We start from the raw sequence: 21,407 nt of genomic DNA, 5'->3' as shown, positions 1-21,407 counted from the left end.
TATGTCCGCAGTGAATCATGCGGCGGAGGCGGCCCGAGCCCCAGTGGTTTTGCCCGACGAACCCCGAGGAACCCCGACGAACGCGGAGAGCGCGTTCTTCTGGTATCGCCGGACGCACCGCCGGAGCCGTCGGATGGGCCGCGCCTCCCACCTACCGGCCCTCCGGCGTGGCTTTCTGTAGGGATCCAACAGGGACCGTACCGAGGCGCTGTCAGAGGCCGATTCTCCTCGGAGCGGACGGTACCGATAGATTTTCGAGGTACCAGACCGCTAGGGAAAGGCTGATCCTTTGAGCCGCTCGGTTCTCGTCACCGGAGGAAACCGGGGCATCGGCCTCGCCATCGCCCGCGCCTTCGCAGACAACGGCGACAAGGTCGCCATCACCTACCGCTCCGGCGAGCCGCCGGAGGAACTCGTCAAGCTGGGCTGTCTGCCGGTCCGCTGCGACATCACCGACGCCGAGCAGGTGGAGCAGGCATACAAGGAGATCGAGGAGAAGCACGGTCCCGTCGAGGTGCTGGTGGCCAACGCCGGTATCACCAAGGACCAGTTGCTGATGCGGATGTCCGAGGAGGACTTCACCTCCGTCCTCGACACCAACCTCACCGGCACCTTCCGCGTCGTCAAGCGCGCCAACCGCGCCATGCTGCGCGCCAAGAAGGGCCGTGTCGTCCTGCTCTCCTCCGTGGTCGGGCTGCTCGGCTCGGCGGGCCAGGCGAACTACGCCGCGTCCAAGGCCGGTCTGGTGGGCTTCGCCCGCTCCCTCGCCCGCGAACTGGGCTCGCGGAACATCACCTTCAATGTCGTCGCGCCCGGCTTCGTCGACACCGACATGACGAAGGTACTCACGGACGAGCAGCGCGCGGGCATCGTCTCGCAGGTACCGCTCGGCCGCTATGCGCAGCCGGAGGAGATCGCCGCCACGGTGCGGTTCCTCGCCTCCGACGACGCCTCGTACATCACTGGAGCCGTCATTCCCGTTGACGGCGGATTGGGCATGGGTCACTGATCACATGAGTGGAATCCTCGCCGGCAAGCGCATTCTCGTGACGGGCGTCCTCACCGAGGCGTCCATCGCCTTCCACGCCGCCAAGGTGGCGCAGGAGGAAGGGGCCGAGGTCATTCTCACCGGCTTCGGCCGGCTCACCCTCGTCGAGCGCATCGCCAAGCGGCTGCCCAAGCCCGTCCCGGTCATCGAGCTGGATGTCACCAACCAGGAGCACCTGGACGGGCTGGCCGACCGGATCCGTGAGCAGCAGGGCGAGGGCGCCGGGCTCGACGGCATCGTGCACTCGATCGCCTTCGGCCCGCAGGGCGCCTTCAACTTCCTGGAGGCGAGCTGGGAGGACGTCGCGACCGCGGTGCATGTCTCGGCGTACTCGCTGAAGTCGCTGACGATGGCCTGCCTGCCGCTGATGGGACGCGGCGGCTCGGTCGTCGGCCTCACCTTCGACGCGCAGGTCGCGTGGCCGAAGTACGACTGGATGGGTGTCGCCAAGGCGGCCCTGGAGTCGACCAGCCGCTACCTCGCCCGGGACCTCGGCGCCAGCAATGTCCGCTCCAACCTGGTCTCGGCCGGTCCGCTCAAGTCGATGGCCGCCAAGTCCATCCCGGGCTTCGAGTCGCTCGCCGACGTCTGGAACCACCGCGCGCCCATCGGCTGGGACCTGACCGACCCGGAACCGGCCGCCCGTGGTGTCGTCGGACTGCTCTCGGACTTCTTCCCGAAGACGACCGGCGAGATCATCCATGTCGACGGTGGCGTCCACATGATGGGTGCCTGACCCGGTAGTCACGCGCCGGAAGCCGCGCGACCGTCCAGACGAACGGCGCGCGGCTTCCGCGTATTGACGGAACGTGTTCGTCCGAGTCGAAAAGAGCGACGATTCCCCGCAGACTGGGCAGACCGGATCATTCCGGTCACCTTTACGGGGGAGGAGTACGCATGCGACCGACCGGCCGTCGCGCGACGGCGCTCATGGCAGCCGCGCTGATCACGACGGGACCCGCCGTCGCTCCGGTACTACGGGGCATATCCGAACCCGAGCCCACCGCCGTGGCCGTCCCGCCCGTTCCCGGGCGGCCGGGAGCGGCCGCCGACCGTGGCGATCCACGCCGCTTCCATGCCACCTGCCGTACGAAGACCGAAGGCTCACACGCCACCGTGTCCTGCCACAACCCGTATCCGTACATCGACCGGGTGCGGCTGCACATCGAGTGCGAGCGCTGGTGGGACATCGACGTCGACAGCGCTCCCGTGAAGATCCTGCCGGCCGGCTACGCCGCGCTCACCGACCGCTGCTGGAAAGAGATCCGGGCGGTATGGGTGAGTCACGAAGTGGAACGCTGAGGGTCTTACGACGCCGCGCCGCTCAGACCTGTTCGCCGAGGCAGTGCAGAGCGTGGCTCGCCGCCTCGGCACCCGCCGTCCGCGCGTCGCCCGCCCTGATCGCCGCCACCAGCCGTCCATGGTCCATATGGTCCTCCGGCCGCAGCTCCCGGCCCACGTCCTCACGGATCCCGTCCCGCAGCAGATGGCCCAGGTCCGCGTAGAGCGCCGTCAGCACATCGTTGTGGGAGGCGGCGACGACCGCCATATGCAGTGTCGCGTCGGCGGCGACGAACCGGTCCGCGTCGCCCGCCGTCCAGGCGTCCTCCCGCCGGGCGAGAAGCGCCTCAAGCTGGCGCAGATCCCGCGCCGTACGCCGCTCCGCCGCCAGCCGCGCGGCCGAGGACTCCAGCGTGGAACGCAGCTCCGCGATATGCCGCGGATCCGCACCGGCGAATCTTCGGTGCATCACGCCGGCCAGCTCGCTCGTCGCGACGACATACGTGCCGGAGCCCTGCCGGATGTCCAGGAGCCCGTTGTGCGCGAGCGCGCGCACGGCCTCACGGACGGTGTTACGGGCCACTCCGAGCTGCTCGACCAGCTCGGGTTCGGTCGGGATACGGGATCCCACCGGCCATTCGCCCGAGGTGATCTGGTTCCGCAGCTCCGTGATCACCTGGTCGGAGAGCGCGGAACGCCGGAGAGAGGTCAGCGCCATGGTGCTCCAAGTCTCTGTGAAGGCGTCTCTGTGAGAGGCGTCTCCGGGAAAGGCCGAAAGGAGATTGGACAACCAATCATCCCATGATTCTATGATGACCACATGTCCGACGAGACCCAGACGCAGTCCCTGAGCCCAGCCGGCACCGGCCCAGCATCCGCGTCCATATCGGCGTCCACCTCCATAGCGTCGTCCGCGACCGCGCCGGCGTCCGCCGATTCGCCGGCGCCGCGTATCCCGGCCTGGAGCACCAGGCTTCTTGTCGTCGGACTCGTCCTCGCCGCGCTCAACCTGCGACCGGCCATCACCAGCCTCGGAGCGCTGCTCGAAGAGGTACGGGACGGGCTGCACATGAGCGGCAGCGTCGCGGGAGTCCTCACCTCCGTACCGCCGTTCTGTTTCGCGGTCTTCGGTTTCGCCGCGCCGCGACTGGCCCGTCGCTTCGGCCCCAAGGCCGTCGTCCTCGCCGGCATGGTGGCCATCACGACAGGACTTCTGATCCGGCCCTTCGTGAGCGGCACGGTCGGCTTCCTCGCCGCCAGCGCCTTCGCGCTGATGGGCATCGCCGTCAGCAATGTGCTGATGCCGGTGATCGTCAAGCGGTACTTCCCCGACCGGGTCGGCACCATGACCGGGCTCTACTCGATGGCCCTGGCCTTCGGCACCGCCGTCGCGGCCGCCGTGACCGTCCCCATGACAGAGGCGCTGGGCGGCAGTTGGCGTACGGGACTCGGTGTCTGGGCGGTGCTCGCGGCCCTCGCCGTACTGCCCTGGCTCGGCCTTGTACGCGACCGTGACACCACCGCGCCGTCGGCCGTGGCGCGGCAGCGGGTGACACCGGGGCTCAGGCTCGGGCGCAGCCGTACCGCCTGGGCGCTCGCCTGCTTCTTCGGCCTTCAGGCCACCGGCGCGTACATCACCATGGGCTGGATGCCGCAGATCTTCCGGGACGCCGGGGTCTCGGCGGGCACGGCGGGCCTGCTGCTCGCCGTGACCATGGTGATGGGAGTGCCGCTGGCCTTCGTGATCCCACGGACCGCGGCGCGGATGAAGAACCAGGGACCGATCGCTCTCGCCCTGGGCCTGTGCGGGCTCACCGCCTTCGCCGGCCTGTACGTCGCACCGGCGGAAGGGGCCTGGGCCTGGGCCGTGCTGCTGGGAGTCTCGAACTGCTCCTTCCCGCTCGCGCTCACCATGATCGGCATGCGGTCGAGGACCGGCGCGGGCGTCGTACGGCTCTCCGCCTTCGCCCAGAGCACCGGCTATCTGATCTCGATCCCCGGCCCGCTGCTGGTCGGCGTGCTCTACCAGCACACCGGTGGCTGGGGGCTGCCGATCGCGCTGATGGCGGGTTTCCTCGTGCCGCAGATGGCGGCGGGCGTCATCGCGGGACGGGACCGGACGATCGAGGACGAGGCGCGGATGGGACACTGACCGTATGCCTGTCCTTGACCCGAATCCTCAGAACGGCCAGCAGAAGCTGCTGATCATCTTCGGCACGATCATCGGCATCCTGGTGATCATCGGCATCATCGCCTCCATCGCAGCGCCTTGATTTTTGGGGCTCGGTTCGCCTCCGGGCGCGCGCCTCTTTTTTGGGCTCGGTTCGCCTCCGGGGCGCTTTCAGTCGGCGCCGACAGTCGACCGTGCTCGACCACTCGTACCTCGTGGCCTCCGCGCGCTCTCCTTTTCGGCGCCGACGCGCCCCTTCGGCTCACTCGCCACGCGGTCGGCAGCGGCAAACCCACGCGGCCGAGCAGAAGCCGCAGAGTCGCCCGCCTCCTGCCGACCGCCGGCGAGTGAGCCGAAGGGCGCGCCGCTGTCGTGAGGGAGAGCGCGCGGAGGTTCGCGAGGAACGAGTGAATCGAGCACGGTCGACCGTCGGCAGTGGCATAAAGCGCCCGGAGGCGAACCGAGCCCCAAAAAAAGAGCAGTAGGGCTAGCACCACTGTCCCCTAGGGGGTCAGGTTCAGGGTCAAGTGGGTGGGTCACCGGATGGGACCGGGACCGCATGATCCGTAGGTTTGAGGCACAGCGCACCGCAGACCTCTCGCAGACCTCCGGAGGCGGCCATGCCGGCCCGAACGCATTCGCGGTCCCATCCTCAGACCTCCTCCGACAGGATCGAGATCCAGCTTCCGTGGTGGGCGGTCGCTCTGCCCGCGGTCGCCTTCGCCGCGCTGCTTCTGCTGATGGCGGGTCCAGGCCAGGCACACGCGGCGGCGGACGATCCCTCGGTCGGCCGGATCCTGGAACACATCCAACTGACCTTGTCCCGCTAGGGGCTGTTGCGAATGTAGCGCCGTCCGGCCGAAGGGCGGGGCCCGCGGTGCCGTGCCAGGCGTTCCGGGCCCACCAAGATCGACCGGACAGGGCCTTGCCTCTTGTGTGGAGCGTGCCGGGCGTCGGGGCCGGGCGGGACTTTCGCGACACGCCTCAGCACTGCCATCCGTCCTGGATCCGCCCGTCAACACTCTGCGCCCTGTGGCGCATTTCATGCGAAGCTGGGATGCATGAGCGTCGATACACCCCGCAGGATCGTCCTACTCCGGCACGCGAAGGCCGACTGGCCGGAGGTGTCCGATCATGAGCGACCGCTCGCTGAGCGTGGCCGCATGGATGCCTCCGTGGCCGGCCGGAGGCTCGCCGAAACCGGTATCGCCTTCGACCTGGCTCTCTGCTCGACCTCGGCCAGGACCCGTGAGACCTGGAAGCTGGTCGTGCACGAGCTGCCGCACCGGCCCAAGACCGTCTATGAGGAGCGGCTCTACGATGCCACGCTCGGCGATCTTCTCGCGCTGCTGAATGAAATCCCGGACGAGGTGAATGATCTTCTTCTCGTCGGCCACAATCCCACGGTCCACGCTCTCGCCGACGCGCTCTCGGGCGACTCGGAGGGCGACAGCGTCGGCCGGATGACCAGGAGCGGATTTCCGACCGCGGCTTTTGCCGTCATCGCCTTCGACGGCACCTGGAAGTCGGTGGAGCACGGCGTCGGCAAGCTCGTGGACTTCTGGGCCCCGCACGACTGATCCGGCGCGCTGTCCGGTCGCTTTTCTCCTGACGAGGCCCCGGCTCGTGTGCCCGGCCGGGGCCTCTCGTGCTCTGTCGCCGGACGCCGCCCGGATCAGACGCGGTGGTCGTCCTCGGTATTCTCGCCGTTCTCGCCGTTCTCGCCGTCGGCCGACTCGACCTCCTCGCGCGTGATGCCGAGCAGATAGAGGACGGTGTCGAGGAACGGTACGTTTACCGCCGTGTGCGCGGCCTCGCGGACCACCGGCTTCGCGTTGAAGGCCACACCGAGCCCCGCCGCGTTCAGCATGTCGAGATCGTTGGCGCCGTCGCCGATCGCGACGGTCTGCGCCAGCGGTACTCCGGCCTCGGCGGCGAAGCGCCGCAGCAGCCGGGCCTTGCCCGCGCGGTCCACGATCTCGCCCACCACCCGTCCGGTGAGCTTTCCGTCCACGATCTCCAGCGTGTTGGCGGCGGCGAAGTCCAGTCCGAGTTGCTCCTGGAGCGCGTCGGTGACCTGTGTGAAGCCGCCGGAGACGACTCCCACCTGGTAGCCGAGCCGCTTGAGCGTACGGATCAGGGTGCGCGCGCCGGGCGTGAGCCGGACCTCCGCCCGCACCTTCTCCACCACCGACGCGTCGAGCCCGGCCAGCAGGGCCACGCGCGCGTGCAGGGACTGCTCGAAGTCCAGCTCACCGAGCATGGCCCGCGCGGTCACCTCGGCGACCTCGGCCTCACACCCGGCGTGCGCGGCGAAGAGCTCGATGACCTCGTCCTGGATCAGCGTCGAGTCCACGTCCATGATTACCAGCCGCTGGGCCCGGCGGTGCAGCCCGGCGGAGACGACGGCGACATCCACGCCGATCCCGGCGGCGGCGGTGGCCAGCGCGGTGCGCAGCGGCTCGGTCTCCACTCCGGACACCGCGAACTCCACGGCCGTGACCGGATATTTCGCCAGCCGGAAGATACGGTCGATATTGCCGCCGGTCGATGTGATGCTGGCCGCTATGGCGGCCGTCGACTCCGCGGTCAGCGGGTTGCCGAGCACGGTGACATGGGAACGGCCGCTGCCGCGCGGCCGGTTGTCACCGGTGCCGGAGATGATCTCGGCCTGGAGCTTGAGTGATTCCGTCCAGCTGTGCACGGTCGCCCGCAGCTCGCCCTCGCTGGTACCGCCGGCGGTGGGCGCGGTGATCAGCGCGCACAGGACGATACGGCCACGGGTGACGACCTGCTCGATGTCGATCACATCGACGGAGTAGGCGGCCAGGGTGTCGAAGAGCCCTGCTGTGATCCCGGGGCGGTCCTTCCCGAAGATCTTGACGAGCAGAGTGGGGACGTCGGCGCTATGAGGGGGCTGCGATGCACTCATGGTGATCCCACCGTATCCGGCGGGACAAGGGACCCGCTCACTGTCCCGCGTACCGGACACGGAGGGTGCCGGACCGCCCGCCGGTCCGTGTTCGCGGGCCCTGCCTGGGCCGCCGGTCGCGCCGGACGGTGACCGGGCCGGCCCTTGTGCGCACCGGCAGGACGCCTCACGATTCCTGTCGCCGCCCGGTCGGCACTCATGGGCGGTCACGGCCGGTGGATACGGCTCTCCGGAGCCGCCGATTCCGCGCCGACATCTCGTCAACGGCCTTTCCGTACAAGCTCTACGGGAGTCGACGGACCTTCGCGAGGCCCGGTTTTCGCAAGGAGGTCCGAGCCTGAAATAGTTCCCCACGATGTTCGCCATCCCTAGACTCCCCGCGACGCGGGAAACTCGGGGGACAACAAGTGGGGCATGGAGTGCCGGAACTCGTACTGGAATTGAACGGAAGAACCTGGACGCTCGATCCGTCCAGGTCATACACCCTCGGGCGTGATCCGCAGGGCGACCTGGTGATCGAGGACGCCAGGGTTTCATGGCGTCACGCCACCATCAGCTGGGGCAACGGCGGTTGGGGGATCCAGGATCACGGCAGCACCAACGGCACGTATGTGCAGGGCCGGCGCGTCCAGCAGACGGGCATAGGTCCCGGGTCGGCCGTGTATCTCGGCAATGCCACCGACGGACCCAGGCTGAGCCTCACCGGCGCCGCGTACAGCGCGCGGAGCGCGGTTCCGCAGCAGGCCCATGACCCGGCCCAGCAGCAGGACGGTCAGGGCTGGCCGGCCCAGCAGGACTGGCAGCGGCCGCAGGTCCCGCGGCAGGGCGGCGCCGGTGCTCCGTTCCACCAGCAGCAGGCGCCGGGACCTCAGGAGACACCGGGCTCGGGCGGTGCCGCGGGGGCCCCGCCGGCGCACGGCGACCGTAGCCCGACCATGTTCCATCAGCTCTCTCTCGGCCGCGTCATGCGCATCGGCCGTGCGCTGGAGAACGAACTGGTCGTCTCCGACCTCCAGGTCTCGCGCCACCACGCCGAGTTCACCGCGACGCCCGACGGCCGCAACGAGATCCGCGACCTCGGATCCCACAACGGCACCTATGTCAACGGCCAGCCGATAGCCAAGTCCGGCACCGTACTCATCGGTCCCAATGACATCGTCGGCGTCGGCCACTCGACCTTCCGGCTGGTCGGCGACCGGCTCGAAGAGTTCGTCGACACCGGCGAGGTGTCCTTCTCCGCCCGTCATCTCACCGTGACGGTCGACGGCGGCAAGCAGATCCTCAAGGACGTCTCCTTCGGTGTGCCCGAGAAGTCGCTGATCGCGGTGATCGGTCCGTCGGGCTCCGGCAAGTCCACGCTGCTCAAGGCGCTCACCGGCTACCGCCCGGCCGACCAGGGTGATGTCCTCTACGACAACCGGAATCTGTACAAGCAGTTCGCCGAGCTGCGCCAGCGCATCGGTCTGGTCCCGCAGGACGACATCCTGCACAAGGAGCTGACCGTCAGGAAGGCGCTCAAGTACGCGGCCAAGCTCCGCTTCCCCGGCGATACGGCCGACGCCGAGCGCGAGGCCCGGATCGACGAGGTACTGCGCGAGCTCAAGCTGGACATCCACAAGGACAAGAAGGTCACCTCCCTCTCCGGTGGCCAGCGCAAGCGCGTCTCCGTGGCCCTGGAACTGCTGACCAAGCCGTCGCTGATCTTCCTGGACGAGCCGACCTCCGGCCTCGACCCGGGCATGGACCGCGATGTCATGCAGCTCCTGCGCGGCCTCGCCGACGACGGCCGTACGGTCCTCGTCGTCACTCACTCCGTGGCCGAGCTGGCGAGCTGCGACAAGCTGCTGGTGATGGCACCCGGCGGTTCCGTCGCGTACTTCGGCCCGCCGGAGGAAGCGCTCAACTTCTTCGGCTACACCACCTGGGCGGATGTCTTCTCGGCCTTCGAGAACTACCGCGACTACGACTGGGCCGGCCGCTGGCGCGGCTCGCAGCACTACCAGATGTACGCCGCGGACATCGACGCCGTCGCCGCGCAGTCCGTACAGCCGCCCGCGCAGCAGATGCGCCCACCGAAGCCGCAGAGCTGGGGCTCCCAGCTCTGGACGCTGATCCGCCGCTACTCCTCGGTGATCGCGTCCGACAAGGGCTTCATCGGTCTGATGCTGATCCTGCCGGCCGTCCTCGGCGTGGTCAGTGTGGTCATCCCGGCCGACTTCGGTCTCGCGGCACCGACACCGCCGGCCAAGTTCAATGGCAAGGCCGGCACGATCATGCTGATCCTCGCGGTCGGCATGTGCTTCTCGGGCGCGGCCAACTCAGTCCGTGAGCTGATCAAGGAACGGGTGATCTACGAACGGGAACGGGCCACCGGCCTGTCCCGCTCCGCCTATCTGATGTCCAAGGTCATCACGCTCGGTGTGATCACGGCTCTCCAGGGTGTCATCCTCTGCGCCATCGGCTTCGCCACGCGCGATATGCCGGACGAGGGCCTGATCATGCCGCCGGCCGTGGAGATCTGCCTGGTCGTGATCGCGCTCGGCTTCACCTCCATGATGTTCGGCCTGGTCATCTCGTCGCTGGTGAAGACCGCCGAGAAGACGATGCCGCTGCTGGTCATGTTCGCGATCATCCAGGTCGTCTTCACCGGCATCCTCTTCCAGGTCTACGGCTCGCCGGGCCTGGAGCAGTTCGCCTGGCTGATGCCGTCCCGCTGGGCCATCGCGGGCGCGGGCACGACGCTCGACCTCGCGCATCTCATGCCGCCGTGGGACCCGAGTAACCCCGACGACCTGGACCCGCTGTGGGACCACTCGGCGAGCCAGTGGGGCATCGACATCGGAATCCTGCTGCTGATGGGCGTCGTCTGCGGTGTCGTCGTGTCGCGTCTGCTGCGCCGCCACGAGCCGGAGGTCATGCGCAAATAGCGCGACGGACATCTGACGCCGGACACGACGAAGGGCGGCACCCCTGGATACGGGGTGCCGCCCTTTCCGGCGTCGGTGCGCGTCAGCGCGCGCCAGTACGCGTCAGGCTCAGTAGGCGCTGTTGACGTTGTCGATCGAGCCGTACTTGTCCGCGGCGTAGTTGGCGGCGGCCACGATGTTCGAGACCGGGTGGTAGATGTTGTTCGGCGTTCCGGCGACGTGGTAGGCCGCGAAGGTCGGCGGGATGACCTGGAGCAGGCCCTTCGACGGGATGCCGTTCTGGGCGTTGATGTCCCAGTTGTTGATCGCGTTCGGGTTACCGCTCGACTCGCGCATGATGTTGCGGTGCAGACCGTCGTACGAGCCGGGGATGCCGTGGGCCTTCATGATGGCGAGCGACTCACGGATCCAGCCGTCCAGGTTGTTCGCGTAGACCGGCTTGCTCGCGGCCTTGGTCGCGGTGTGTCCCTCCGCGGCCTTCGTCTTCGCCTTCGCCACGGCCTTGGCCTTGGCCGCCGCCTTCGCCTTGAGCTCGGCCTGAGCCTTGGCCTTCGTGGCGGCCTTGACCTTGGCGGCTGCCTCGGCCTGTGCCTTGGCGTCCGCTTCCGCGGCGACCTTGGCGGCGGAGTTCGCCTTCGCGGCGGCCTTCACCTTGGCCGCGGTCTCGACCTTGGCGACCTTGTCCGCGGTGACGTGCTGCTGAGCGATGCTCGCCTGCACGGCCGAGGCCTGGGTGCTGTCCGTGGTCGTGCTCCATGCCACCGGGGTGGTGGCGAGGGACTGCTCGGCGGAAGCGTTGCCGGGAACCAGCGAGAACGCGAGAGCCGCGACACCCGCGGCGGCGACGCCGGCGATGGATGCCTTGTGGGTCTTGTTCAGGCGACCGAGGTCAGGGGTGCGTGACGAGAACATAGAGACGTACCTCTTCGAATAGCGGGAGTCGCGGAGGCCGGGCGGCCAGCCTGCTTGGCGGCGACGAACGCAATTCTTAGCGGCAGCAAAATCTTGTGGCAAAGGTGTGACGTACGACCCTGGATAGTGGAACAGGGCAGTGCGGAACCATCCCAATTCGCCCTTATCGCAAGCTCACAGCCCTCTCTTTTGTCGACTAGTGACATTCGTAAGTGATGTACGTCCTATGCGCGGGCTCACACGGAGGGCAGGTCGACCTCACGGTTGGTTGCTCAAGCAATGCACAGCGTGAGCGGTCTCATCCGGAAGGATGAGACGGTCGTTCCCGGTCTGCTGCCGGAGGCGCAGCCCGCGCGGCGCCCGCGTACGACCGGCCCTCGTACCGCTCACGGCTCCGCTCCGCCGCGCCGCTCTCGCGCGTACGCGGAGCGAGCGACACGCGAGCCGCACGCGCCGGCACCGTCTCCTTCACCGCCGGACAGGACCTAAGCCATTGGTCCTGATCGGAGGCGGTCCCGGGGCCGATACGGCCCGCTCCGCCCGCCGGTACGGTGAAGCAATGAGCCACCGACCGAGCTCGGGCCTCGCGGCCGTGAGCACCGCGCTCCTCGCGATGAGCCGGCATCTGGAGGTGCGCGACGTCCTCAAGACGATCGTCGCCTCGGCCCGTGAACTGATCGACGCCGAGTACGCGGCCCTCGGAGTGCCGGACGATCACGGAGGCTTCGCGCAGTTCGTCGTCGACGGGGTGAGCGACGAGCAGTGGAAGGCCATCGGCCCGCTGCCGCGCCAGCACGGCATCCTCGCCGCGATGCTCCACGAGGAGAAGGCCGAGCGCCTCGCCGACGTACGTAAGGACACCCGCTTCGAAGGCTGGCCCGCCGCCCACCCGGACATGTCCGACTTCCTGGGCCTGCCCGTCAGGGACGGCGACGAGACCATCGCCGCGCTCTTCCTCGCCAACAAGCGCTGTCCCAAGCCGGAGGGAGGCTGCGGATTCACCGAGGAGGACGAGGAACTCCTCTCGATCCTCGCCCAGCACGCCGCGATCGCTCTCACCAACGCCCGGCTGTACGAGCGCAGCCGCGAACTCACCATCGCCGAGGAACGCTCGCGCCTCGCCCACGAGCTCCATGACGCCGTCAGCCAGAAGCTCTTCTCGCTGCGTCTGACGGCCCAGGCGGCGGCCGCACTGGTGGACCGCGACCCGGACCGTGCCAAGGATGAGCTCCAGCAGGTCGCCCTCCTCGCCGCGGAGGCGGCCGACGAACTGCGCGCCGCCGTTGTGGAGCTGCGTCCCGCCGCCCTCGACGAGGACGGTCTGGTCAATACGCTCCGCAACCAGATCCAGGTGCTCGACCGCGCCCACTCCGCCCGGGTCACCTTCACCGGCCGTGCCGTCCGGGCCCTGCCCGCCGCCCAGGAGGAGGCGTTGCTGCGGGTGGCTCAGGAGGCACTGCACAACGCACTGCGCCATTCCGGCGCCGACCACGTCGATGTCACTCTCTGCCGCCGCGGCCAGGGCGCGGTCCTCAGCGTCACCGACAACGGCAAGGGCTTCGACCCCAGGTCGATCCGCCGGGCCGGCCGCCATCTGGGCCTGGTCTCCATGCGGGACCGGGCGAGCGGCGTGGGCGGCGGACTCACCGTGGAATCGGCGCCCGGAAGGGGCACCACGATCGAGATGGAGGTGCCCGGTGGCTGACAAGACCGTTCGTGTGCTGCTGGTGGACGATCACCAGGTGGTCCGGCGCGGACTGCGTACGTTCCTGGAGATCCAGGACGACATAGAGGTGGTCGGCGAGGCGTCCGACGGTGCCGAGGGGGTGGCCCGCGCCGAGGAACTCCTGCCCGATGTCGTCCTGATGGACATCAAGATGCCCGGCACCGACGGCATCGAGGCGCTGCGCAAGCTCCGTGAGCTCGACAACCCGGCCCGGGTCCTGATCGTCACCAGCTTCACGGAACAGCGCACCGTCGTTCCCGCGCTGCGCGCCGGAGCCTCCGGTTATGTCTACAAGGACGTCGATCCCGAGGCGCTGGCCGGTGCCATCCGCTCCGTCCACGCCGGGCATGTGCTGCTCCAGTCGGAAGTCGCGGGCGCGCTGCTGGCGCAGGACGATCCCAGCGGCGGCCACGGCAGAGGAACCTCGCTGACCGAGCGTGAGCGAGAGGTGCTCGTACTGATCGCCGACGGGCGCTCCAACCGGGAGATCGCCCGGGCACTGGTGCTTTCCGAGAAGACTGTCAAGACGCACGTTTCGAACATCCTGATGAAGCTTGATCTCTCGGACCGTACGCAGGCGGCGCTCTGGGCCGTACGACATGGGATTACCGGCTGATCCGGAACGCTGCCCTCCGGTCTGAGATTCATACCGTCGTGTGTATGTCACTCACACGGCGCATCCTGATCGCCGGTCGGGCGTTCTCCATGGCGTGCTGCGGCGTAGCGCCGCAGTCAGCGCGAGGAGGATCAAGAAGTGAAGAACCTGAAGCAGGCCGCCGCCCTCACCATGATCGCCGGTGGCATCGTCGCCGCCGGTGCGGGTGTCGCGTCCGCTCATGACGGTGCGCAGGCCCACGGTGCGGCCGTCAAGTCCCCGGGCGTTGTCTCCGGCAACCTCATTCAGGCCCCGGTGCATGTCCCGGTGAACGCCGTCGGCAACACCGTGAGTGTGATCGGCGCCCTCAACCCGGCGTTCGGCAATGGCGGCCTCAACCGCTGACGCGCTTCCGCGCGCCCTTCGTATCCCGCCGTTATGGAACCGGCCCGGGAGCTTCGTACCGAGGCCGTTCAACACTCGATTAAGGAACATGCCATGAAGGCTGCCAAGAAGGCCGCTCTGGTCCTCGTCACCGCCGGTCTCGCCGCGGGTGCCTCCGCCGGCGCGGCGTTCGCCACCGACGGTGGTGCCAACGCCCACGGTTCGGCCAAGCGCTCTCCGGGCGTGATCTCCGGCAACGCGATCCAGGTCCCGGTGCACATCCCGGTGAACGTGACCGGCAACACGATCAATGTGATCGGCCTGCTGAACCCGGCGTTCGGCAACCACTCGGTCAACCACTGACGCGCTGACACAAGCGCGCGTCAGGTGCTCCCGAGGCCCCGCGGCCCCCGCCGTCCCGGCGAGGGCCCGGGGCCTTGCGCCGTCTACGGCGTATCCCGCCCCGGGCGAGCGAGCCAAAGGCATGAGCCGCTCCGGAGGCGAACCGAGCCCTGCAACAGAACTGTCGGACCGAACCCTCACAGAAGAGGCGGCCGGCCGCCCTCCCGCTCCTCCACATACGCGTTGTACGAGGCCACCTGTGCCCGCCGCGCAACCCGTTCCACCGGCCGCAGCGCGGCGCTCCGCGCCGCCATCTCCGACGCGCTCACCGCGCCGCCGTGCCCGTGTTCGTAGGCCAGCGAGACCAGCAGCCCGATCCGCTGCGCCAGCTCCAGCACCCGCATCGCCCGTGGCGGATAGCCGGGAGCCAGTACCTCACGGCCGCGGCCCGCGCGCGCCCGATAGGCGTCCAGGGCCGCCTCGGCCACCGGCCCCGAAGCCGCCACATCCAGCCGCGAGAGCACCTCCGTCGCTTCCCGCAGCGCCTCGGCCAGCTCGCGCTCCGCCTCTCCGAGCGAGGGCACGTCCGCCGGCGGAGCCTCCCGTACCGGCAGACAGTGCCAGAGGACCTCCACATGCAGGTCTCCGTCCGGGCCCACCGCGGTCACCTCGGGCACCAGCCCGTACGGAGCGCCCGTGGCGATCACCGCTTCCTCCGCCTCCAGCGCCCGCCCATTGAATTCCGGCGGTCCGCTGAGCCCCAGCGGATGACCCGGTACGGGCAGCGCGACCCGGTATCCGGTCACACCGAGCGCCCGCAGCCGCCCCAGCGCCAGCGTGAGCCCGACGGGCCCTGTCTCGCCGGGCAGCCCCTCCACCCGGTGCACCGCGTCATCGCCGACCACGGCGAGTGCGGCGTCATCCGGAGATACAAATCCAGCCAAAAGGGCATTTCCCCAAGCGGCCAGCAGTCCTGAGCGTGGTTGCGAAAGCATGGCCCCAGCCTAGGGAACGGACCTCAGGGCCGGACCACCCGACCGGTGGCGTAGGTTTTCCTCTGGGAGCCGCGCCTACAGGCGCACCCGGTACCTCAAGACGATTGCATGGGGAGACAACGCGCTCATGAGCGATGTACTGGAGCTGGTGGACGTATCCGTGGTCCGCGACGGACGCGCTCTGGTGGACGATGTCTCCTGGTCGGTCAAGGAGGGAGAGCGCTGGGTGATCCTCGGGCCCAACGGCGCCGGCAAGACCACTCTGCTCAACCTCGCGTCCAGCTACCTCTTCCCGACCACCGGAAAGGTGCGGATCCTGGGCGAGCGGCTCGGCAAGGTGGACGTCTTCGAGCTCCGTCCGCGCATCGGTGTGGCAGGCGTCGCCATGTCCGAAAAGCTTCCCAAGCGCCAGACCGTTCTTCAGACCGTCCTCACGGCCGCGTACGGGATGACAGCCACCTGGCACGAGGACTACGACGAGGTCGACGAGCAGCGCGCCCGCGCTTTCCTCGACCGCCTCGGCATGACCGACTACCTGGACCGTAAGTTCGGCACGCTCTCCGAGGGCGAGCGCAAGCGCACCCTGATCGCCCGCGCGATGATGACCGATCCCGAACTGCTGCTCCTGGACGAGCCCGCCGCGGGCCTGGACCTGGGCGGCCGGGAGGACCTGGTACGCCGTCTCGGCCGGCTCGCCCGCGACCCGTACGCTCCCTCCATGATCATGGTCACGCACCATGTCGAGGAGATCGCACCGGGCTTCACCCATGTCCTCATGATCCGGCAGGGCAAGGTGCTCGCCGCCGGCCCCATGGAGACGGAACTGACCTCCCGCAACCTCTCGCTCTGCTTCGGCCTCCCGCTTGTCGTCGAGCGCAACGGCGACCGCTGGACGGCACAGGGTCTTCCGCTCGGCTGACCTGAACTCACCCCTGTCCGTACGGGGATCGCCGGACCTACCATGAACGCGTGGAAATCGACGCATGGGTGTGGTGGCTGATCGGCGCGGTCGGGCTGGGGATCCCGCTCGTCCTGACGGCGATGCCCGAATTCGGCATGCTGTCGGCCGGAGCGGTCGCCGGCGCGGTGGTCGCGGCGCTGGGCGGCGGGGTGGTGGCCCAAGTCCTCGTCTTCGCCGCGGTGTCCGTCGCGCTGATCGCGGTGGTACGTCCGATAGCGGCTCGTAACCGCGGAGGGCGCCCCGGACTGGCCACCGGAATCGACGCGCTGAAAGGCCGTCAGGCTCTCGTCGTGGAACGGGTCGACGGGCGCGGTGGCCGCATCAAGCTGGCCGGTGAGATCTGGTCGGCACGCGCGCTCGACAGCGATACGGCGTTCGAACCAGGGCAACAGGTCGATGTCGTGGAGATCGACGGAGCGACAGCCGTGGTCATGTGAGCCAACCCGGCCGAACAGTCCCCACGTTGGCCCTCGGTCTGAGAAACTCGATCATCGGAACATCCGGCGGCGAAGGGCCCGAGAAACGCGATGTCATCAATCATCATCGTCCTGGTCATCCTGGTGGTGCTTGTATTCATCGCCTTGATCAAGACGATCCAGGTCATCCCGCAGGCAAGCGCCGCCATCGTGGAGCGCTTCGGCCGCTACACACGCACGCTCAACGCGGGCCTGAACATCGTCGTCCCGTTCATCGACTCGATCCGTAACCGGATCGACCTCCGCGAACAGGTCGTCCCGTTCCCGCCGCAGCCTGTGATCACCCAGGACAACCTGGTCGTCAACATCGACACCGTCATCTACTACCAGGTGACCGACGCCAGGGCCGCGACCTACGAAGTCGCCAGCTACATCCAGGCGATCGAGCAGCTCACCGTCACCACCCTGCGGAACATCATCGGTGGCATGGACCTGGAGCGCACGCTCACCTCCCGCGAGGAGATCAACGCGGCCCTGCGCGGTGTCCTCGACGAAGCCACCGGCAAGTGGGGCATCCGCGTCAACCGCGTCGAGCTGAAGGCGATCGAGCCTCCGACCTCCATCCAGGACTCGATGGAGAAGCAGATGCGCGCCGACCGGGACAAGCGCGCCGCGATCCTCACCGCGGAAGGCATCCGCCAGTCGCAGATCCTCACCGCGGAAGGTGAGAAGCAGTCCGCCATCCTGCGCGCCGAAGGTGAGGCCAAGGCCGCGGCCCTGCGCGCCGAGGGCGAGGCCCAGGCGATCCGTACCGTCTTCGAATCGATCCACGCGGGCGACCCGGACCAGAAGCTTCTCTCGTACCAGTACCTCCAGATGCTGCCCAAGATCGCCGAGGGCGACGCCAACAAGCTCTGGATCGTGCCCAGCGAGATCGGCGACGCCCTCAAGGGACTCAGCGGAGCCTTCGGCAACCTCGGCTCCGGCGCCCCGGGCTTCAACACCGGTAAGGAACGCCGCCAGGACCCCCCGGTGGAATGATCCACCGGCCTCTTCGTGCATGATCGGTGCACCTTGCATCGATCACCGAAGGGGAGACCGTGACCAACTGGGAGATGCTCGCCGTCCTCATCGCGGGCATCAGCGCCGGAACCATCAACACCATGGTGGGCTCCGGCACGCTGATCACCTTCCCTGTCCTGCTCGCGACGGGCCTCCCGCCGGTCACCGCCACCGTCTCCAACGCACTCGGCCTGATACCGGGATCGATCAGTGGAGCCATCGGCTACCGGGCCGAGCTCGTCGGCCAGCGCCGTCGTGTGCTGCGTCTGAGCGCCGCCGCTCTCATCGGCGGACTCAGCGGCGCCACGCTGCTGCTCGTCCTGCCCTCGACGGCTTTCGAGACGATCGTGCCCGTCCTGGTCACGCTCGCTCTTGTCCTGGTGATCCTCCAGCCCCGGCTCGCCAGGGCCGTCCAGGCCCGCCGGGCACGGACCGGCGTCCGGGCACGGCCCAACGGCGGCCCGCTGCTGTTCACCGGGCTCCTGCTCGCCAGCGTCTACGGCGGCTACTTCACCGCGGCCCAGGGGATCATCTATCTCTCCCTGATGGGCATGCTGCTCGACGACAGCCTGCAGCGGCTGAACGCCGTCAAGAACATCCTCGCCGCCGTCGTCAACGGAGTCGCCGCGCTCTTCTTTCTCTTTGTGGCGGACTTCGACTGGACGGCGGTCGTGCTCATCGCGGTCGGCTCCGCACTCGGCGGCCAGCTCGGCGCCAGGCTCGGCCGCCGGCTGCCGCCGGTGGCCCTGCGCGCACTGATCGTCGTCGTCGGTGTGGTCGCCATCGTCCAACTGGTGGTCCGCCGGTACGGCTGAGGCGGCGGCCGGTGCACGCGTGAAAGCCCGCCCCGGCACGCGGGCGGGCTTTCCTGAGGCATCCCGGGATACGGGAGCGGGCAGGCGTTACGCGGCGGGCTGGACCCCCGCCAGCCAGCTCGGCAGCTCCGAGCGCTCACCGGCTCGCAGCGACAGCAGCATCGCGTCCGCCGGGGACGGCACGAAGGGGTGGTGCAGCAGCGGCATTCCCGCCTGCTCCGGCGTACGGTCCGCCTTGCGGTGGTTGTCCTCGGCACACGAAGCGACCGTATTCAGCCAGCTGTCCGAGCCGCCTCGGGACCGCGGCACCACATGGTCCACCGTCGTCGCGCGCCTGCCGCAATAAGCGCACCGGTGTTGGTCCCGTATCAGTACACCCCGTCTCGACCACGGAGCTTGTCTTCGGAAAGGCACCCGGACATACCTGCAGAGCCGGATCACTCTGGGCACCGGAAGCTCCACCGCGGCCGCACGCACACGAAGACCGGGATGAGCCTGCTCGACAACGGCCTTGTCCTGCAGCACCAGCACCACCGCACGGTTGAGAGTCACCGTCGACAGCGGCTCGAAGCTCGCATTCAGTACCAGCGTGTCCCGCATCCCGCCCACCTCCCGTGTGCCGGCCCGCCGCCTGGCGGGCTTGGATCAACTCTGGCCGGGCACGCCGAGAGGGACAACACAATAAAAAATGCCCTGCCCTGATCTCTCCAAGACCAGGGCAGGGCAAACAAAAGACAAACGGTCGGCTCCCGGCGGCAGCGTCGAACTCCTCGACTGAGCCGCGCGCACGCCGGCGCGTGGACACGGTTCGAAGCCGATGAACGCCGGCGACGCGGCGCTGTCCGCCGGCCACTCGCCGGGCCCGGGACGCGTACTCAGAACCAGTTGCGGCGGCCGCCCACCTCGGCGAGCCACTGATTGAGATAGCCGGCCCAGTCGGTGTTCTGGAAGTCGTGGAGGCCCACCTGGAAGGCCCGGAACGAGTCGCTGCCCTCGCTGAACAGTCCCGGCTTCTTGTCCATCTCCAGGATGACGTCCATCTCGCGGTCGTCCGCGACAAAGGTCAGCTCGACCTGGTTCAGCCCGCGGTACTGCTGCGGCGCGAAGAACTCGATCTCCTGGTAGAACGGCAGCCGCTGGCGCGTCCCGCGCACGACCCCGCGCTCCATGTCCGCGCTCTTGAAGCGGAAGCCGAGCTGGACGAAGCCGTCCAGGATCGCCTGCTGCGCCGGCAGCGGATGGACATTGATCGGGTCCAGGTCGCCGGAGTCCACCGCCCGCGCGATGTCCAGCTCCGTGCTCACGCCGATGTTCATCCCGCGGAGCTGCTGCCCGCCGATGGTCGTGATCGGCGTCTCCCAGGGGATCTCCAGACCGAACGGCACCACATGCACCGCTCCGGCCTGCACCTCGAAGGCGCCGCCGACCCGCTCCTTGGCGAACTCGATGTCCTGCTTGAGCTCCTGGTCACCGCCTTCGACCTCGACGCGTGCCTGAAGGCCGACGGAGAGTCCCTGGATCTGCTGGTTCACGGAACCGCCCTGGAGGCGTACCTCGCCCTGAACCACGCCACCGGGTACGACGTTCGACTCGGTCAGCTCCGTCTCGACGGACGCACCACCGGCGCCCAAACTCGCGAGCAGCTTCTTGAAGCCCATCTTCACTCCTTCTAGATCCTGACCCCTACATACGCGCCACGACGGTAGCCGGTTCCCCGGTACCCTCAGAAGCCATGATCGAGAGCGCCGACCGTGACCCGCTGCCCCGGGAGTTCTTCGACCGCCCGGTCCTGGAGGTCGCACCCGACCTGCTCGGCCGCACGCTGAGACGCAACACGGACGACGGTCCCATCGAGCTCCGGCTGACCGAGGTGGAGGCGTACGCGGGCGCGATCGACCCGGGTTCGCACGCCTTCCGTGGTCCCACGGCCCGTAATGGAGTGATGTTCGGGCCGCCCGGTCACGCGTACGTCTACTTCACCTACGGCATGTGGTTCTGCCTCAACCTGGTGTGCGGCCCCGAGGGCCATGCCAGTGGAGTCCTGCTGCGGGCGGGGCAGATTCTTGTCGGCGCCGAGCTGACCCGGAAGCGTCGGCTCTCGGCCCGTCATGACAGAGAACTGGCCAAAGGCCCGGCTCGGCTGGCCACCGCTCTGGATGTGGACCGGTCCCTCAACGGCACGGACGTGTGCGCCGGTCCCGACGCCCCGCTCTCCGTACTGGCAGGCGCTCCTGTCGAGGACCATCAGGTCAGCAACGGGCCCCGCACCGGAGTGGGCGGCGACGGTGCCGCTCACCCGTGGCGCTTCTGGATCGACGGCGATCCCTCGGTGAGTCCCTACCGCGCCCACGCGCCACGACGCCGCCGAACTTGACTTGTCCCGTTCATCCGCCTAACGTAGCCCAAGCCGCTTGACACGGGTCCTGCTGTTCAGCAGCCTCCGGAGCGGCCACCCACCACTGACGACCAAACCCCAACGGGTATGGATTTCGGCATGCCGGAATTCAGATTCGATGGCTCGATTATGAGAGTCACCGGGAATCGGTTAAAGTGGTGACAGCCGAAAGGCAAAAGGCCAATCCAAAGGCCACCGGAATTCAAGCGGCAAGAACAGCCAAATGAGTCTGGTAGAGTCGGAATCGCTGGAAAGGGAAACGCGAAAGCGGGAACCGGGAAGGCGGCCCCGCCGGCCGGGGAAATCGGATACGAAAGCATCTGATAGAGTCGGAAACACGAAGTACGGAACGAAATGAAGTACCGGAGGGAAGCGCCCGGAGGGCCCGGAGACGGGACTGAAGGAAGCGTCCGTTCCTTGAGAACTCAACAGCGTGCCAAAAGTCA

General features: G+C 68.3%; 23 protein-coding genes. 17 read left to right on the top strand and 6 right to left on the bottom strand.

Annotated elements, in window-relative coordinates; translation table 11 throughout:
* Positions 1–289 precede the first annotated feature (289 nt).
* From fabG to PV679_RS12635, 3 genes are all read left to right on the top strand, one after another.
* Positions 290–1,009, top strand: a complete 720-nt coding sequence (fabG, locus tag PV679_RS12645; protein WP_319680253.1) for a 3-oxoacyl-[acyl-carrier-protein] reductase — start codon at positions 290–292, stop codon at positions 1,007–1,009.
* A 4-nt stretch (positions 1,010–1,013) separates the two neighbouring features.
* Entirely contained in the window at positions 1,014–1,784 is a 771-nt protein-coding gene (gene fabI / locus PV679_RS12640; protein ID WP_319680252.1) for an enoyl-ACP reductase FabI, read from the top strand.
* A 161-nt stretch (positions 1,785–1,945) separates the two neighbouring features.
* Positions 1,946–2,350, top strand: a complete 405-nt coding sequence (locus PV679_RS12635) for a hypothetical protein (protein ID WP_319680251.1) — start codon at positions 1,946–1,948, stop codon at positions 2,348–2,350.
* Between the two features lie 22 nt (positions 2,351–2,372).
* Here PV679_RS12635 and PV679_RS12630 read toward each other — a convergent pair whose 3' ends face one another.
* On the bottom strand, positions 2,373–3,047 hold the full coding sequence (locus tag PV679_RS12630) for a FadR/GntR family transcriptional regulator (protein WP_319680250.1): 675 nt from the start codon (positions 3,045–3,047) through the stop codon (positions 2,373–2,375).
* A gap of 102 nt (positions 3,048–3,149) precedes the next feature.
* Between PV679_RS12630 and PV679_RS12625 the strand changes: the two genes are divergently transcribed.
* The 4 genes from PV679_RS12625 (at position 3,150) to PV679_RS12610 (ending at position 6,079) form a co-directional block, all read left to right on the top strand.
* Positions 3,150–4,481, top strand: coding sequence for a CynX/NimT family MFS transporter (locus PV679_RS12625; protein ID WP_319680249.1), 1,332 nt, complete (start codon positions 3,150–3,152; stop codon positions 4,479–4,481).
* Between the two features lie 4 nt (positions 4,482–4,485).
* On the top strand, positions 4,486–4,602 hold the full coding sequence (locus PV679_RS12620; RefSeq protein ID WP_319680248.1) for an SGM_5486 family transporter-associated protein: 117 nt from the start codon (positions 4,486–4,488) through the stop codon (positions 4,600–4,602).
* A gap of 517 nt (positions 4,603–5,119) precedes the next feature.
* Positions 5,120–5,329 (top strand): hypothetical protein, encoded by a 210-nt coding sequence (locus PV679_RS12615; protein ID WP_319680247.1) that lies wholly within the window; start codon positions 5,120–5,122, stop codon positions 5,327–5,329.
* A gap of 231 nt (positions 5,330–5,560) precedes the next feature.
* Positions 5,561–6,079 (top strand): histidine phosphatase family protein, encoded by a 519-nt coding sequence (locus PV679_RS12610; RefSeq protein WP_319680246.1) that lies wholly within the window; start codon positions 5,561–5,563, stop codon positions 6,077–6,079.
* A gap of 95 nt (positions 6,080–6,174) precedes the next feature.
* Here PV679_RS12610 and serB read toward each other — a convergent pair whose 3' ends face one another.
* Positions 6,175–7,431 (bottom strand): phosphoserine phosphatase SerB, encoded by a 1,257-nt coding sequence (serB, locus tag PV679_RS12605; RefSeq protein ID WP_319680245.1) that lies wholly within the window; start codon positions 7,429–7,431, stop codon positions 6,175–6,177.
* Between the two features lie 419 nt (positions 7,432–7,850).
* Between serB and PV679_RS12600 the strand changes: the two genes are divergently transcribed.
* The gene (locus PV679_RS12600; RefSeq protein WP_319680244.1) at positions 7,851–10,358 is read left to right on the top strand and encodes an FHA domain-containing protein; all 2,508 of its coding nucleotides are present in this window, start codon (positions 7,851–7,853) and stop codon (positions 10,356–10,358) included.
* 108 nt (positions 10,359–10,466) lie between these two features.
* On the opposite strand, the gene PV679_RS12595 is transcribed toward PV679_RS12600, so the two are convergent.
* Positions 10,467–11,270 (bottom strand): transglycosylase SLT domain-containing protein, encoded by an 804-nt coding sequence (locus PV679_RS12595; RefSeq protein WP_319680243.1) that lies wholly within the window; start codon positions 11,268–11,270, stop codon positions 10,467–10,469.
* 559 nt (positions 11,271–11,829) lie between these two features.
* Between PV679_RS12595 and PV679_RS12590 the strand changes: the two genes are divergently transcribed.
* The 4 genes from PV679_RS12590 (at position 11,830) to PV679_RS12575 (ending at position 14,338) form a co-directional block, all read left to right on the top strand.
* Complete coding sequence (locus PV679_RS12590; protein WP_319680242.1) at positions 11,830–12,975, top strand: GAF domain-containing sensor histidine kinase; 1,146 nt, start codon at positions 11,830–11,832, stop codon at positions 12,973–12,975.
* Entirely contained in the window at positions 12,968–13,612 is a 645-nt protein-coding gene (locus PV679_RS12585; protein WP_319680241.1) for a response regulator transcription factor, read from the top strand. Before PV679_RS12590 ends, PV679_RS12585 begins: the two co-directional genes overlap by 8 nt.
* 138 nt (positions 13,613–13,750) lie before the next feature.
* Positions 13,751–13,996, top strand: a complete 246-nt coding sequence (locus tag PV679_RS12580) for a chaplin (protein ID WP_319680240.1) — start codon at positions 13,751–13,753, stop codon at positions 13,994–13,996.
* Positions 13,997–14,089: 93 nt separating this feature from the next.
* Positions 14,090–14,338 (top strand): chaplin, encoded by a 249-nt coding sequence (locus PV679_RS12575; protein ID WP_319680239.1) that lies wholly within the window; start codon positions 14,090–14,092, stop codon positions 14,336–14,338.
* A gap of 176 nt (positions 14,339–14,514) precedes the next feature.
* On the opposite strand, the gene PV679_RS12570 is transcribed toward PV679_RS12575, so the two are convergent.
* Positions 14,515–15,312: a hypothetical protein gene (locus PV679_RS12570; protein WP_319680238.1), complete on the bottom strand. Its 798-nt coding sequence runs from the start codon at positions 15,310–15,312 to the stop codon at positions 14,515–14,517.
* Between the two features lie 127 nt (positions 15,313–15,439).
* Between PV679_RS12570 and PV679_RS12565 the strand changes: the two genes are divergently transcribed.
* The 4 genes from PV679_RS12565 to PV679_RS12550 all read left to right on the top strand — a co-directional run bounded on the left by PV679_RS12565 (position 15,440) and on the right by PV679_RS12550 (position 18,566).
* Positions 15,440–16,231, top strand: coding sequence for an ABC transporter ATP-binding protein (locus PV679_RS12565; protein WP_319680237.1), 792 nt, complete (start codon positions 15,440–15,442; stop codon positions 16,229–16,231).
* 50 nt (positions 16,232–16,281) lie between these two features.
* A complete protein-coding gene (locus PV679_RS12560) occupies positions 16,282–16,710 on the top strand; it encodes an NfeD family protein (RefSeq protein WP_319680236.1) in 429 nt (142 codons plus the stop codon).
* A gap of 90 nt (positions 16,711–16,800) precedes the next feature.
* Positions 16,801–17,730: an SPFH domain-containing protein gene (locus PV679_RS12555; protein ID WP_319680235.1), complete on the top strand. Its 930-nt coding sequence runs from the start codon at positions 16,801–16,803 to the stop codon at positions 17,728–17,730.
* 59 nt (positions 17,731–17,789) lie between these two features.
* Positions 17,790–18,566 (top strand): sulfite exporter TauE/SafE family protein, encoded by a 777-nt coding sequence (locus PV679_RS12550; protein ID WP_319680234.1) that lies wholly within the window; start codon positions 17,790–17,792, stop codon positions 18,564–18,566.
* A gap of 87 nt (positions 18,567–18,653) precedes the next feature.
* Here PV679_RS12550 and PV679_RS12545 read toward each other — a convergent pair whose 3' ends face one another.
* The gene (locus PV679_RS12545; RefSeq protein ID WP_319680233.1) at positions 18,654–19,166 is read right to left on the bottom strand and encodes an HNH endonuclease; all 513 of its coding nucleotides are present in this window, start codon (positions 19,164–19,166) and stop codon (positions 18,654–18,656) included.
* 275 nt (positions 19,167–19,441) lie between these two features.
* Complete coding sequence (locus PV679_RS12540) at positions 19,442–20,224, bottom strand: sporulation protein (protein WP_319680232.1); 783 nt, start codon at positions 20,222–20,224, stop codon at positions 19,442–19,444.
* A gap of 74 nt (positions 20,225–20,298) precedes the next feature.
* Here PV679_RS12540 and PV679_RS12535 point away from each other — a divergent pair, with 74 nt between their 5' ends.
* Entirely contained in the window at positions 20,299–20,940 is a 642-nt protein-coding gene (locus PV679_RS12535) for a DNA-3-methyladenine glycosylase (RefSeq protein WP_319680231.1), read from the top strand.
* Positions 20,941–21,407: the final 467 nt, after the last annotated feature.

Origin of the sequence: Streptomyces sp. AK02-01A (assembly GCF_033795305.1) — a bacterium.
GTDB lineage: Bacteria > Actinomycetota > Actinomycetes > Streptomycetales > Streptomycetaceae > Streptomyces.
The sequence above is the reverse complement of the archived record's forward strand: the minus strand, read 5'-3'. Positions and strand labels throughout refer to the sequence as shown.